Source organism: Pseudomonas sp. PvP100, from assembly GCF_017833055.1.
Taxonomy (GTDB): Bacteria; Pseudomonadota; Gammaproteobacteria; order Pseudomonadales; family Pseudomonadaceae; genus Aquipseudomonas; species Aquipseudomonas syringae.
The window spans coordinates 726,730-741,626 of record NZ_JAFIBO010000001.1; the positions used below are offsets into that span (position 1 = coordinate 726,730).

A 14,897-nucleotide genomic window follows, 5' to 3' on the forward strand; every position below is an offset into this window, starting at 1 on the left:
TTTTTTGCCTGCCTGAACCGCTCGCAATCAGGCTTCAGCCTGGGCGCCATTGACCTTGCGGCAATGAATCAGCGCATCGCGGATCATGAAGTTGACCAGCGTTGGCGACACACCCAGTTCCTTGGCGATGTCTTTTTGCGGCACGCCGTGCAGGCGGTACATCTCGAACGCATAGCGGGTGCGGGGCGGCAGCTCGGTCAGGGCGTCGGCAATTTTCTCCAGGCTGGAGAAGTTGATATGCGAGATTTCCGGCGAGGCACCCTGAATCACCACGTTCAGCCCCTCGGCCTCGGGGCCGGTGTATTTCTGTTCCAGCGCCTGTTTGCGGTAATGGTCGATGGCCAGGTTGCGCACGATCTGAAACAGGTAACTGAGCTGTGCCTTGAAGGTCAGCGTGGCCTGCGGTGCCGAGCGCAGTCTGAAAAAGGCATCTTGTACGACGTCTTCGGCGCGCGAGCGGCAGCCCACGATGCGGGCCGCAATCTTGACCAGCAGCAAGTAGTTATCGACGAATGCCTGGAGTAAGGGTGAGTCGCACTTACTTGTGATTACGTGTTCCGTCATGGAATTCACCTTGCTGCTTTAACAATGGAGGGGAGGGCCGCATGGAGGGGGCAGCACCGTCACATAGGGCGACAAATTAGCCTTAATGATAATTATTGTCAAATGCGAAAGCCAATCAGCGCACTTTAAAAGGGCGTTTTTTTCGTGCCTGTCCCCGCCGCGTGTATCCGCCTAATTATTTGCAGACGCCATCCGTTCTCATTGGTGACAGGCCCGACCACGGTTGCGGCCAGGGAATACCTCAGGAGAACCCCATGCGTTTCGATCACGCGCATCGCCGCTTTTACATCCGCGCCCACAGCCGGACGGTTTCGATATGAGCACGCCGGTGAGCCTGACGCTGTTCTGTCTGCCTTATTCCGGGGCCAGCGCGATGTTCTACAGCCCCTGGCGGCGCAAATTGCCGGAGTGGCTGAACGTGCGCCCGCTGGAGCTTCCCGGCCGTGGCATGCGCATGGACGAGCCCTTGCAGACCGACATCGTGCAGCTGGCCAGTCACCTGGCCGACGAGATCAGTGCCGACCTGGACAAGCCCTATGCGCTGTTTGGCCACAGTCTGGGCGGGCTGCTGGCCTTTGAGCTGGCGCACGTCTTGCGCGAGCGCGGCCTGCCTGCGCCGCTGGCGCTGTTCGCATCGGCGACTGCCGGCCCGGTGCGTCGCGATGTCAGCGAATACGCCACTGCGAAGACTGATGCGCAACTGCTCGACCGATTACGCACGTTAAAAGGCACCAGCGAAAACGTCATCGCCAACCAAGAGCTCATGCAGTTGATGCTGCCGATCCTGCGCGCCGATTTTCTGCTCTGCGGCAGCTTTGTGTATGGCAAGCGCGAGCCGCTCAGCGTGCCGATCCATGTATTCGGCGGCAAGCAGGACAGCATCAGCGTCGAGCAACTGCTCGACTGGCAGGAAGAGACCTGCACCGGCTTCTCTCTGGACATGTTCGAGGGCCATCACTTTTATCTGGTCGACGAGCAAACGCAGCTGCTCCGTCTGCTGCGACGCTATTGCGAACAGCACCTGACACGCTGGCGCAACAGCGCGTCACGGCACATGAACCGGGCCGCCGGTTGACCCTGTTTGCTCCGCGCGTGACCTCCTTGCAGGGCGCGCGTCTTTTTTGAAATTCAGATTTTATCTGGCACGCCGAATCTAGCAGGAACCCCATCATGGATGCGTTTGAACTCCCCGACACTCTGGCTCAGGCTCTTCAGCGTCGCGCCTTGCACACGCCGGATCGGCTGGCGCTGCGTTTTCTCACCGATGAGAAAGACCAGGGCCTGGTGTTGACCTACCGTGATCTGGACCTGCGCGCGCGGACCATCGCTGCTGCGCTGCAACGTCAGGCTGTGCCGGGGGATCGGGCAATTCTGCTGTTCCATAGCGGGCCCGACTATGTTGCGGCGTTCTTCGGCTGCCTGTATGCCGGGGTCATTGCCGTGCCGGCTTATCCGCCGGAATCCAATCGTCGCCATCACCAGGAGCGACTGCTGTCGATCATCGCCGATGCCGAGCCGCGTCTGCTGCTGACCGGCTCCGATTTGCAGCCTGCCTTGCTGCAGATGGACGAGCTGGCCGCCGCCGATGCGCCGCCACTGCTCTGTGTCGATACGCTGCCTGCTGCCCCGGCACAAGACTGGCAGGGCCCACAACTGCAGGCCGACGACATTGCGTTCCTGCAATACACCTCTGGCTCGACCGCACTACCGAAGGGCGTGCAGGTCACGCATGGCAATCTGGTCGCCAACGAGTCATTGATCCGCCACGGCTTCGGCATCGACGTCAATCCGGACGACGTGATTGTCAGCTGGCTGCCGCTCTACCACGACATGGGCCTGATCGGCGGCTTGTTGCAGCCGATTTTCAGCGGTGTCCCGTGCATCCTGATGGCCCCCGCGTACTTCCTCGCCCGGCCGTTGCGCTGGCTGGAAGCCATCAGTGAATACGGCGGCACCATCAGCGGCGGGCCTGACTTCGCCTACCAGCTGTGCAGCGCACGGGTCAGCGATTCGGCGCTGGAGCGTCTGGACCTGAGTCGCTGGCGCGTGGCGTATTCGGGCTCCGAGCCGATTCGCGAAGACAGCCTGAGAGCATTTGCCGAAAAATTCGCCAGTTGCGGCTTCACGCCTGACAGCTTCATGGCGTCCTACGGTCTGGCCGAAGCGACGTTGTATGTGGCCGGGGGCAAGCGCGGCAAGGGTATCCCATCGCTGCGCCTGGATGCGCAGGCGCTGGCGCGCAATGTCGTAGAACCGGGCGACGGTATGCCGGTCATGAGCTGCGGCACGGGCCAGCCAGGGCATGGCGTGCTGATCGCCGACCCGGTCAGCCTGCAGGTGCTCGGCGAGAATCAGGTTGGCGAAGTCTGGGCCAGCGGGCCGAGCATCGCCCATGGTTACTGGCGCAACCCGGAAGCCACCGCCAAGGCGTTCGTGCAGCACGCCGGGCAGACCTGGCTGCGTACCGGCGACCTGGGTTTTCAGCGTCACGGCGAGCTGTACATCACTGGCCGCCTGAAGGACATGTTGATTGTTCGTGGCCACAACCTGTACCCACAGGACATCGAAAAGCTCATCGAGCGTGACGTAGATGTCGTGCGCAAAGGCCGGGTGGCGGCGTTTGCCGTCACTCAGGACGGTAGCGAAGGCATCGGCATTGCTGCTGAAATAAGTCGCAGCGTGCAGAAAATCCTCACGCCGGACGCGTTGATCAAGGTTATCCGGCAGACCGTGGCCGAGGCGTTTCAGGAAGCGCCGAGTGTCGTGGTACTGCTCAATCCGGGCGCGCTGCCCAAGACCTCCAGCGGCAAATTGCAGCGCTCGGCCTGCCGCACGCGTCTGGCCGACGGCAGCCTGGACAGCTACGCGGTGTTTCCTTCGAGCGATGCCACTCTTTCAGGCTGTGCCCCAAGCAGCGGCTCGGACCTGCAAGCGCAGATCGCCACAGTCTGGTGCGAGCAGTTGCAGTGTGAACAGGTCAACGCCGACGACCATTTCTTCCTGCTGGGCGGCAATTCGATTATCGCGACCCAGGTCGTGGCCCGCCTGCGCGAAACGCTGGGGATTGACCTGAGCCTGCGACTGCTCTTTGAAGCGCCGACGCTGGCGGCCTTCGCGGCACAGGTCGAAACGCTGCAGACCGCCGCATCGCAGGGCGACAGCCAGACGCAGAGCGCCATCGCGCGATTGCCCGGCAATGAGCATCTGCCACAGTCCATGGCCCAAAACCGCCTTTGGTTCCTCTGGCAGCTCGACCCGCACAGCAGCGCCTACAACATTCCCGGTGGGCTTCACCTGCGCGGTGAACTGGTTAGCACTGCATTGCGCACCAGTTTCCAACGCCTGATCGAGCGTCATGAATCGCTGCGCACGCGCTTCTACGAACAGAACGGCGTGGCCCTGCAACGTATCGATGCGCCGAGTGAATTTCACCTGGACACCCTCGATATCAGCGATCTGCCCAGCGACGAGCGTCAGGCACGGGCCGTGGCAATTCGCGAACAGCAGGCGCGCTTGCCGTTCGATCTGCAACACGGCCCGTTGCTGCGCGTCACGTTGCTGCAACTGGACGAAGAAGAGCATCAATTGCTGGTCACGCTGCACCATATCATTGCCGATGGCTGGTCGCTGAATGTGCTGATCGACGAGTTCTCGCGCCTCTATGCCTCGGCTGTTCAGGGCCAGACGCTGGAGCTGGCACCGTTGCCGCTGCGTTACGCCGATTACGGCCAATGGCAGCGCGAATGGCTGGCGAACGGCGAGGCCGAGCGCCAGCTGGCTTACTGGCAGCAGCAACTGGGTGATGAACAGCCAGTTCTGACGTTGAGCACCGACCATCCGCGTTCGGCCCGCCAGCAGCACAGCGCTTCGCGCTACAGCCTGCGCTTGACTGCCGAACTGAGCACCGCCGTGCGCAACACCGCGCAAGCCTGGCAATCGACGTCGTTCATGTTCCTGCTGGCAGGGTTCCAGACCCTGTTGCATCGTTACAGCGGGCAAGCCGACATTCGCATCGGTGTGCCCGGCGCCAATCGGCCACGCCATGAAACCCAGGGCCTGATCGGCTTCTTCATCAACACCCTGGTGCTGCGCGCAGAGCTGGACCCGCGTCTGCCATTCTCGACCCTGCTGGCCCAGACCCTGCAGGCGGCGCTTGAAGCCCAGGCCCATCAGGACGTGCCGTTCGAGCAACTGGTCGAAGCGTTTCCGCAGGCGCGCGAGCACGGTCTGTTTCAAGTCATGTTCAACCACCAGCAACGCGACCTCGGCGCTCTGCGTCGTTTGCCTGGGCTGCTGGCCGAAGAGCTGCCGTGGCACAGCCGCGAGGCCAAGTTCGATCTGCAACTGCACAGTGAGGAGGACCGCAATGGTCGCCTGACGCTGTCCTTCGATTACGCCGACGAACTGTTCGAGCACGACACTATCGTGGCCATGGCTCAGCACTATGTGCGCCTGCTGACGCAGGTCAGCCAGCAGGCCCAGCTCGCGCTGGGTGACGTGCAACTGCTCAGCGCCGAGGAGCAGGAGCAACAGGCGCAATGGAGCGCCGCGCCTTGCGCACCGGCCACGTTGTGGTTGCCGGAACGGCTGGACCGCCAGGCGCGACAGACACCGGAACGTATCGCACTGGTGTGGGAGGGCGGCAGCCTAGACTTCGCCAGCCTGCACGCTCAGGCCAACCGCCTGGCGCATTACCTGCGCGACAAGGGCGTTGGTCCGGACATCAAGGTGGCGATCGCCGCCGAGCGTTCGCCGCAGCTGTTGATCGGGCTGCTGGCGATCCTCAAGGCAGGCGGGGCTTACGTGCCGCTGGACCCGGACTATCCGATGGATCGACTCGCCTACATGCTGCAAGACAGCGGGGTCGAACTGCTGTTGACCCAGAGCCATCTGCTGGGCGACCTGCCGAGCGCCGAAGGCGTGTGCACCGTCGCGATGGACACGCTGCACCTGGACAACTGGCCGGTCAGTGCGCCGCGTCTGAACCTGCACGGCGACAACCTGGCGTACGTGATTTACACCTCCGGCTCGACCGGTCAGCCCAAAGGCGTCGGCAACACTCACGCGGCCCTGGCCGAGCGCCTGCAATGGATGCAGGACACCTACGCACTGGATGAAAGCGACGTGCTGATGCAGAAGGCACCGATCAGTTTCGACGTCTCGGTGTGGGAGTGCTTCTGGCCGCTGGTCACCGGCTGCCGCTTGTTGCTGGCAGGCCCTGGCGAACACCGCGATCCGCAGCGCATCGCGCAGCTGATCAACGCGTATTCGGTGACCACGCTGCACTTCGTGCCGCCGCTGCTGCAACTGTTCATCGATGAGCCGCTGGCGCAGCAGTGCAGCAGCCTGCGTCGGCTGTTTTCCGGCGGCGAAACGTTGCCCGGCGAGCTGCGCAACCGGGTGCTCGAGCAACTGCCCGGCGTACAGCTGCACAACCGCTATGGCCCGACTGAAACCGCGATCAACGTCACCCACTGGCAGTGCCGGATCAGCGACGGCCTGCGCTCGCCGATCGGCCGGCCATTGGGCAATGTGCTGTGCCGGGTGCTGGACAGCGAACTGAATCCGCTGCCACGCGGGGTGGCCGGGGAGCTGTGCATCGGCGGCATCGGTCTGGCGCGTGGCTATCTGGGACGTCCCGGGCTGACCGCCGAGCGCTTCATCGCCGATCCGCTGGGGCAAGCGGGTGAGCGCCTGTATCGTACCGGTGACCTGGTGCGCTGGGCCGCCGATGGCGTGCTGGAATACCTTGGCCGTCTGGATCAGCAGGTCAAACTGCGCGGTTTCCGCGTCGAACCACAAGAGATCGAAGCGCGTTTGCTGGCCCAGCCAGGCGTAGGCCAGGCAGCCGTCCTGCTGCGCGAAACCGTTGCCGGGCCGCAACTGATCGGTTACTACACCGCCGAAGCGGGGCAGAACGTCGAGGCCGAGCGGATCAAGTCGGCACTGGCCCTGGAACTGCCGGATTACATGGTTCCGGCGCAGCTGGTGCGCCTCGACAGCATGCCCCTGAGCCCGAGCGGCAAGCTGGATCGTCGCGCCTTGCCCGAGCCGCAATGGCAGACCCGCGAGCACGTCGAGCCGCAGACGGATCTGCAAAAACAGATCGCCGCTGTCTGGCGACAGGTGCTGGGCGTGCCGCGTGTCGGCCTGCGCGATGATTTCTTCGAGCTGGGCGGGCATTCGTTGCTGGCCACGCAAATCATTTCCCGCGTGCGTCAGGCGTGCGACATCGACCTGCCGTTACGGACGCTGTTCGAAGCCAGCGAACTGGGCGCGTTTGCCGAACAGGTTGAGGCCATTCAGCAGTCCGGCGCACGCAGCAGCCTGCAACCGATTGCCCGTGTCGACCGCAGCCAGCCGGTGCCGTTGTCCTACTCCCAGCAGCGCATGTGGTTCCTCTGGCAGATGGAACCGGACAGCCCGGCCTACAACGTCGGCGGCATGGCGCGCCTGAAAGGCGTGCTGAACATCGAGTGCTTCGAGGCAGCGCTGCAAGCTTTGATCCTGCGCCACGAAACCCTGCGCACCACGTTCCCGAGCGTCAACGGCGTAGCGTGCCAGCAGGTCAGCGAGCAGTCCGGCCTGCGCGTGCAATGGCAGGACTACTCGGCATTGCCCGCCGAGCTTCGTCAGCAGCGCATTCAGGCACTGGCCGACAGTGAGGCGCACCAGCCTTTCGATCTGGAAACCGGACCGTTGTTGCGCGCGTGTCTGGCCAAGGCGAGCGACCTTGAGCATTACTTCGTCCTGACCCTGCACCACATCGTCACCGAAGGCTGGGCGATGGACATTTTCGCCCGCGAACTGGGGCAGCTTTACGAAGCCTTCCTCGAAGGACGACCATCGCCGCTGGAACCGCTGGCGGTGCACTATCTGGATTACAGCGTCTGGCAGCGGCAGTGGATGGAAGCTGGCGAACGCCAGCGCCAGCTCGATTACTGGACCGCGCAGTTGGGCAGCGAGCATCCATTGCTGGAGCTGCCTGCGGACCGGCCGCGGCCGCCGGTGCAAAGCCATCAGGGCGAACTGTATCGCTTTGACCTGAACGCCGACCTGGCCGCGAAAGTTCGTGCATTCAATGCGCGCAACGGCCTGACCCTGTTCATGACCATGACCGCCACCCTGGCGGTATTGCTCTACCGCTACAGCGGCCAGAACGACTTGCGCATCGGCGCGCCGGTGGCCAACCGCATTCGTCCGGAAAGCGAAGGGCTGATCGGCGCGTTCCTCAATACCCAGGTGTTGCGCGTGCAGCTTGACGGGCAGATGAGCGTCGCCCAGCTGTTCGAACAGGTTCGCCACACGGTGATCGAAGGCCAGTCGCATCAGGACCTGCCGTTCGATCATCTGGTCGAAGCCCTGCAACCGCCACGCAGCGCAGCCTACAACCCGCTGTTTCAGGTGATGTGCAACGTGCAGCGCTGGGAGTTCCAGCAAAGCCGCGAACTGGCGGGCATGACTGTCGAGTACCTGGTCAACGATGCGCGAGCCACCAAGTTCGACCTCAATCTGGAAGTCACCGAACTGGACCACCGTCTGGGTTGCTGCCTGACCTACAGCACCGATCTGTTCGACGAACCGCGCATCGCACAGATGGCCGAACACTGGCTGAACCTGTTGCAGGCGCTGCTCGCTGATCCACAACAGCGTTTGAGTGAATTGCCGCTGTTGCAGGACACAGAGCGTCAGCAACTGCTCGACAGCCTCGGCGTCGAAGCGGGTGAGCAGCGGCTCGACCAGTGCATTCACAGCCTGTTCTCCGAACAGGCACAACGGCGTGCAGACGCGCCGGCGCTGACGTTCGCCGGGCAAACTCTCAGCTACGCCGAGCTGGACGCCAAGGCCAACCAACTGGCCTGGATGCTCCGCGAGCGCGGCGTCGGCCCGCAGGTTCGCGTCGGTCTGGCGCTGCCGCGCTCGCTGGACATGGTCGTCGGCCTGCTGGCGATCCTCAAGGCCGGTGGCGCTTACGTGCCGCTCGACCCGGAATACCCGCTGGAACGCCTGCACTACATGATCGAAGACAGCGGCGTCGGGCTGCTGCTGAGCGATCGTGCCCTGTTTACCGCGTTGGGCGAGTTGCCTGCCGGTGTTGCCCGCTGGTGCCTGGAAGACGATCAGCCGCTGCTGGAGTCTTTTTCGTCCGATGAACTGCCGTTTATCAGCCTGCCGCAGCATCAGGCGTACCTGATTTACACCTCCGGCTCGACCGGCAAACCCAAGGGCGTGGTGGTGTCCCATGGTGAAATCGCCATGCATTGCCAGGCGGTGATCCGACGCTTCGACATGCGCCCTGACGACTGCGAGCTGCATTTCTATTCGATCAATTTCGACGCCGCCACCGAGCGTCTGCTGGTGCCCTTGCTCAGTGGTGCGCGAGTGGTACTGCGTGCTCAGGGGCAGTGGGACGCCGAAGAAATCTGCACGCTGATTCGTCAGCAGCAGGTCAATATTCTCGGCTTCACGCCCAGTTACGGCAGCCAGTTGGCGCAGTGGCTGGCGACCCAGGGCCAGACCCTGCCGGTGCGCATGTGCATCACCGGCGGCGAAGCGCTGACCGGCGAACACCTGCAACGCATCCGTGCGGTGTTCCAGCCCGAGCTGTTATTCAATGCCTACGGCCCGACCGAAACCGTGGTCATGCCGCTGGCCAGCCTGGCCCCGCAGCAACTGGAGGACGGTGAAGCCAGCGTGCCGATCGGACGCGTGGTCGGTGCACGGGTGGCGTACATTCTCGACGCCGATCTGGCGCTGGTGCCCCAGGGCGCGAGCGGCGAGCTGTACATCGGCGGAGCGGGCCTGGCGCAGGGCTATCACCAGCGCCCCGGCATGACTGCCGAACGCTTCGTGGCCGATCCATTCGTCAGCAACGGCGGGCGTCTGTACCGTACCGGCGATCTGGTGCGCCAGCGCGCCGACGGTTTGGTGGAATACCTGGGGCGTATTGACCATCAGGTGAAGATTCGCGGCTTCCGCATCGAACTGGGGGAGATCGAGACCCGTCTGCTGGAGCACGCAGCAATCCGCGAAGCCATCGTGCTGGCGCTGGACACGCCGTCAGGCAAGCAACTGGCAGGCTATCTGGTCAGCGATGTGGCCGGGCATGGCGACGAGCAGCAGACGCAATTGCGTGAAGCGCTCAAGTCGCACCTCAAGGCGCAACTGCCGGACTACATGGTGCCGACCCACCTGATTCTGCTCGACAGCATGCCACTGACCGCCAACGGCAAACTCGACCGCCGTGCCTTGCCTGCACCAGACCCGGAGCTCAATCGTCAACACTACGTAGCGCCCGCCAGTGAGCTGGAGCAACAGTTGGCGGCAATCTGGTGTGCGGTGCTGAACGTGGAAAAAGTCGGCCTCAACGATAACTTCTTTGAGCTGGGCGGCGACTCGATCCTGTCGATTCAGGTGGTCAGCCGGGCGCGTCAGCTGGGTATTCATTTCAGCCCGCGTGATTTGTTCCAGCACCAGACCGTGCAGACCCTGGCCGCCGTGGCCACCACTCGCGAGCTGATTCAGGCCGAGCAGGGCCAGCTTGACGGTGCTTCCAGCCTGACGCCGATTCAACACTGGTTCTTCGACACGCCGATCCCCGAGCGTCGGCACTGGAATCAGTCGTTGCTGCTGGAGCCGCTCAGCGCGCTGGACCCGAACGTCCTTGAGCAGGCGTTGCGTGCGCTACTCGAACAACACGATGCCCTGCGCCTGAGTTTCACCGAGCATGAGGGTACGTGGCAGGCAGAACACCGCGCAGTGTCCGCCGACACCACCCTGTTGATTCAGGCGCAAGTCAGCGACATGGCCGAATGCGCAGCCTTGTACGCTGACACCCAGCGCAGTCTCGACCTGCAAGACGGTCCGCTGCTGCGCGCCTTGCTGGTCGACGGTCCGCAGGGTCAGCAACGGTTGCTGATGGTCATTCATCACCTGGTAGTCGACGGCGTGTCGTGGCGTGTGCTGCTCGACGATCTGCAAACTGCTTATCGTCAATTAAGCGAATCCGCGCCGGTGCGCTTTGCGGCGAAGACCAGCGCCTTCCGCGACTGGGCCGCACGTCTGCAGGCCTATGCAGGCAATGAATCGTTACGTGAAGAACTGCACCTGTGGCAGCGCCAGCTGGGCGGTCCTGCGACGAGTCTGCCGTGCCATAACCCGCAGGGCGGTCGGCAGAATCGTCATGCGCAGACGGTCAGCGTGCGCCTGGATGCCGAACGTACCCGGCAACTGCTGCAACAGGCGCCGAGTGCCTACCGAACCCAGGTCAACGACCTGCTGCTGACCGCGCTGGCACAGGTGGTCTGCCGCTGGAGCGGGCAGCCGTCGACCCTGATCCAGCTTGAAGGTCACGGCCGTGAAAACCTGTTCGATGACATCGACCTGACCCGGACGGTGGGCTGGTTCACCAGCGCCTATCCGCTGCGCCTGACGCCCGCGCCGGCTGTCGACGCGGCACCGGGCGATTCGATCAAGGCAATCAAGGAGCAACTGCGCCAGGTGCCGCACAAGGGGCTGGGCTATGGCGTGCTGCGCTACCTGGCCGACAGTGTCAGCAAGGCCGCCATGCAGGCATTGCCGGTGGCGCCGATCACCTTTAACTACCTCGGCCAGTTCGATCAGAGCTTCGCTGACGACGCGCTGTTCCGTCCGCTGCAAGAGTCGCCAGGCGCGGCCCACGATCCACAGGCGCCGCTGTCTAACGAACTGAGCATCGACAGTCAGGTGTACGGGGGTGAACTGCTGCTGCGCTGGACTTTCAGTGCCGAGCGCTATGAACCCGCTGCCATCGAAGTACTGGCGCAGGATTACCTGGCTTGCCTGCAGGCGCTGATCGCCCATTGCCTGGCCGATGGCAGCGGCGGCCTGACGCCGTCGGACTTCCCGCTGGCTGCTCTGGATCAGGCGCAACTGGACGCGTTGCCGGTTCCGCCAAGCCACATCGACGACGTCTACCCACTGACCCCGATGCAGGAGGGCATGCTGCTGCACACTTTGCTGGAGCCGGGAACCGGACTGTATTACATGCAGGACCGCTACCGCATCGACAGCGCCCTGGACCCGCAGCGTTTCGCCCAGGCCTGGCAAGCGGTCATCGCCCGTCACGAAGCGTTGCGTGCCTCGTTCTGCTGGAACATCGGCGAAACCATGCTGCAGGTCATTCACAAGCCGGGCAGCACGCCAATTGATTACCTGGACTGGCGTGAGGTGCCGGCGGAGCAGCAGGAGCCGCGCTTGCAGGTTCTGCTCAAGTCCGAGCGCGAGGCCGGTTTCGAACTGCTCGATCAACCGCCGTTCCACCTGCGCCTGATCCGCGTCGACGAGGCGCGCTACTGGTTCATGATGAGCAACCACCACATCCTGATCGATGCCTGGTGCCGCTCGCTGCTGATGAACGACTTCTTCGACATCTACACCGCGCTAGGCGAAGGTCGTGATGCGCAACTGGCCCCCGCACCGCGCTATCGCGACTACATCGGCTGGTTGCAACGCCGAGGCCTGACGCAGGCACGTGACTGGTGGCGAGACAACCTGCGCGGCTTCGAGCGGCCCACGCCGATCCCCAGCGACCGGCCGTTCCTGCGTGAACATGCCGGCGACAGCGGTGGCATGGTGGTGGGCGACTGCTACACCCGTCTCGATGAACGCGACGGTGCGCAACTGCGCGAACTGGCGCAGCAGCATCAACTGACCGTCAACACCTTCGCCCAGGCGGCCTGGGCGCTGACCCTGCGGCGCATGAGCGGTGATCGCGACGTGGTGTTCGGCGTGACTGTGGCCGGGCGGCCGGTGGAACTGCCGCAGATGCAGCGCACGGTCGGGCTGTTCATCAACACCATCGCCTTGCGTGTCGGCATGCCGGCTGACGATCAACGTTGCAGCGTTCGCCAGTGGCTCAGCCAGTTGCTGGACAGCAACATGCAGCTGCGCGAGTACGAATACCTGCCGCTGGTGACCATTCAGGAAAACAGCGAGCTGCCCAAGGGCCAGCCGCTGTTCGACAGCCTGTTCGTGTTCGAGAACGCGCCGGTCGAGGTCTCGGTGCTGGACCGTGCGCAAAGCCTGAATGCCACCTCGGATTCCGGTCGCACCCACACCAACTACCCGCTGACCGCAGTCTGCTATCCGGGCGATGACCTGGGCCTGCACCTGTCCTACGACCAGCGCTATTTCGACGAATCCACCGTGCAGAGCATGCTCAGTGAGTTCAAGCGCCTGCTGCTGGCGCTGGTCGAAGGCTTTCATGGCGACATGGCCGAATTGGCGCTGGTCAGTGAGCAGGAGCGCGCTTTCCTGATCGACGGCTGCAATCAGAGCGACCACGCTTACCCGCTGGATAAAAGCTATGTCGAACTGTTCGAAGCGCAGGTCGCGGCGCATCCGGAGCGCATTGCGGTCAGTTGCCTGGAACGTCAGCTCAGCTATGCCGCGCTGAATATCGCCAGCAACCGTCTGGGCCATGCCTTGATCGAGGCCGGTGTCGGTTTCGATCTGCCGGTTGCCGTGCTCGCCGAGCGTGGCCTTGAACTGTTGGGCATGATCATCGGCAGCTTCAAGGCCGGTGCCGGTTACCTGCCGCTGGACCCGACGCTGCCGAACTCGCGGCTGAGCGGCATCATCGACCAGAGCGCCACGCCGCTGCTGGTGTGCAGTGCTGAGTGCCTGGAACAGGGCAGGGCGTTACTTGATGCGCTGCCTGAGTCGAGCCGACCGCAGTTGCGGGTCTGGGAAAACGTGCAGCAGAGCGATTCCGCGCAGCACAACCCTGGTCGCTACAGCGCGCCGGACAACCTCGCTTATGTGATCTTCACCTCAGGCTCCACCGGGCTGCCGAAGGGTGTGATGGTCGAGCAGCGCGGCATGCTCAATAACCAGTTGAGCAAGGTGCCTTACCTGAGCCTGAGCGACCGCGATGTGATCGCCCAGACCGCCTCGCAGAGTTTCGACATTTCGGTCTGGCAGTTCCTCGCCGCGCCGCTGTTTGGCGCTCGGGTAGATATCGTGCCGAACGACATCGCCCGCGACCCGCAGGCCCTTTTGGCGCATGTTCAGGCGCAGCGCATCAGCGTGCTGGAAAGCGTGCCGTCGCTGATCACCGGCCTGCTCGCCGAACCGCAGGCAGCGCTCGACAGCCTGCGCTGGATGCTGCCGACCGGTGAAGCCATGCCGCCGGAGCTGGCCAGCCAGTGGCTGCAATGTTACCCGCAGATCGGCCTGGTGAATGCCTATGGTCCGGCTGAGTGTTCCGACGATGTGGCGTTCTTCCGGGTCGATGTGCAGTCCACTCGCAGCGCTTATCTGCCGATCGGTTCGCCGACCGACAACAATCGTCTGTACTTGCTCGACGATGCGCTGGACCTCGTGCCGCTGGGTGCCGTCGGTGAGCTGTGCGTAGCCGGGGACGGTGTCGGTCGCGGCTATGTTGCTGATCCGCTGCGCACCGTGCCGGTGTTCGTGCCGCATCCGTTCGGTGCGCCGGGCGAACGTCTGTACCGCACCGGTGACCTGGCGCGGCGGCGCAAGGACGGCGTGCTGGAGTACGTCGGCCGGGTCGATCATCAGGTGAAGATTCGTGGCTATCGCATCGAGCTGGGTGAAATCGAAACCCGTCTGCTGGAGCATCCGGCCATCCGTGAGTCAGTGGTGCTGGACGTCGACGGCCCATTGGGTAAGGTGCTGGCGGCCTACCTGGTGCCGCGTTCCGCGACGCAGGATCACGAGGCTCTGCGTGACGAGGTGAAAAGCCACCTCAAGTCCAGCCTGCCGGACTACATGGTGCCGACGCATCTGGTGTTGCTGGAGGCCATGCCGCTGACCCCGAACGGCAAGCTGGACCGCAAGGCCCTGCCAGCGCCCGACGTCAGCCTGGCGCAGCAGGATTATCTGGCGCCACAGACCGAAATGGAGCAGCAGCTGGCGACGATCTGGGCCGATGTGCTCAAGGTCGAGCGCGTGGGCATTACCGACAACTTCTTCGAGCTGGGCGGGCACTCGCTGCTCGCCACTCAGGTGGTGACCCGTGCGCAGAAGCGCTTGCAGCGTAACGTCCCGTTACGGGCAATGTTCGAGTTCAACACCGTTCAGGCGTTGGCGCAGCACCTGGAAAGCCTTGGCGGAACACAGGTCGACGAGCAGAAATTCGACCGTCTGGCGGACTTGATGGCGGAACTGGAAGGGCTCTGATCAGCCTCTCGTCGGGGCGCCGGGGCTGCGGATAAAAAACTCGTTACCGGGTGTAAATCCGCAGCCCGCTGGCGCGTTTTCAAAGCAACGAACACATACCTGAAGCGGCATGCGCCAACGCCCATGCTTCAGGTCATTCAAGCAGCGTA

Annotated in this window: 3 protein-coding genes; 2 read left to right on the forward strand and 1 reads right to left on the reverse strand. The window is 63.5% G+C overall.

Annotated features, from left to right (window positions below; translation table 11 throughout):
- Positions 1-27: 27 nt before the first annotated feature.
- Positions 28-564: an RNA polymerase factor sigma-70 gene (locus JOE39_RS03285; RefSeq protein ID WP_003319375.1), complete on the reverse strand. Its 537-nt coding sequence runs from the start codon at positions 562-564 to the stop codon at positions 28-30.
- 316 nt (positions 565-880) lie between these two features.
- Between JOE39_RS03285 and JOE39_RS03290 the strand changes: the two genes are divergently transcribed.
- Positions 881-1,639 (forward strand): alpha/beta fold hydrolase, encoded by a 759-nt coding sequence (locus JOE39_RS03290; RefSeq protein WP_024665226.1) that lies wholly within the window; start codon positions 881-883, stop codon positions 1,637-1,639.
- 95 nt (positions 1,640-1,734) lie between these two features.
- Positions 1,735-14,748 carry a non-ribosomal peptide synthetase gene (locus JOE39_RS03295; RefSeq protein WP_245227053.1) on the forward strand — a complete coding sequence of 4,338 codons (13,014 nt, stop codon included), beginning with the start codon at positions 1,735-1,737 and terminating at the stop codon, positions 14,746-14,748.
- Positions 14,749-14,897 lie beyond the last annotated feature (149 nt).

Excerpts from the sequence above, each read along its gene's own strand:
- JOE39_RS03285 (WP_003319375.1), bottom strand. The coding sequence starts at position 564 with ATGACGGAACACGTAATCACAAGTAAGTGCGACTCACCCTTACTCCAG.
- JOE39_RS03290 (WP_024665226.1), top strand. The coding sequence starts at position 881 with ATGAGCACGCCGGTGAGCCTGACGCTGTTCTGTCTGCCTTATTCCGGG.
- JOE39_RS03295 (WP_245227053.1), top strand. The coding sequence starts at position 1,735 with ATGGATGCGTTTGAACTCCCCGACACTCTGGCTCAGGCTCTTCAGCGT.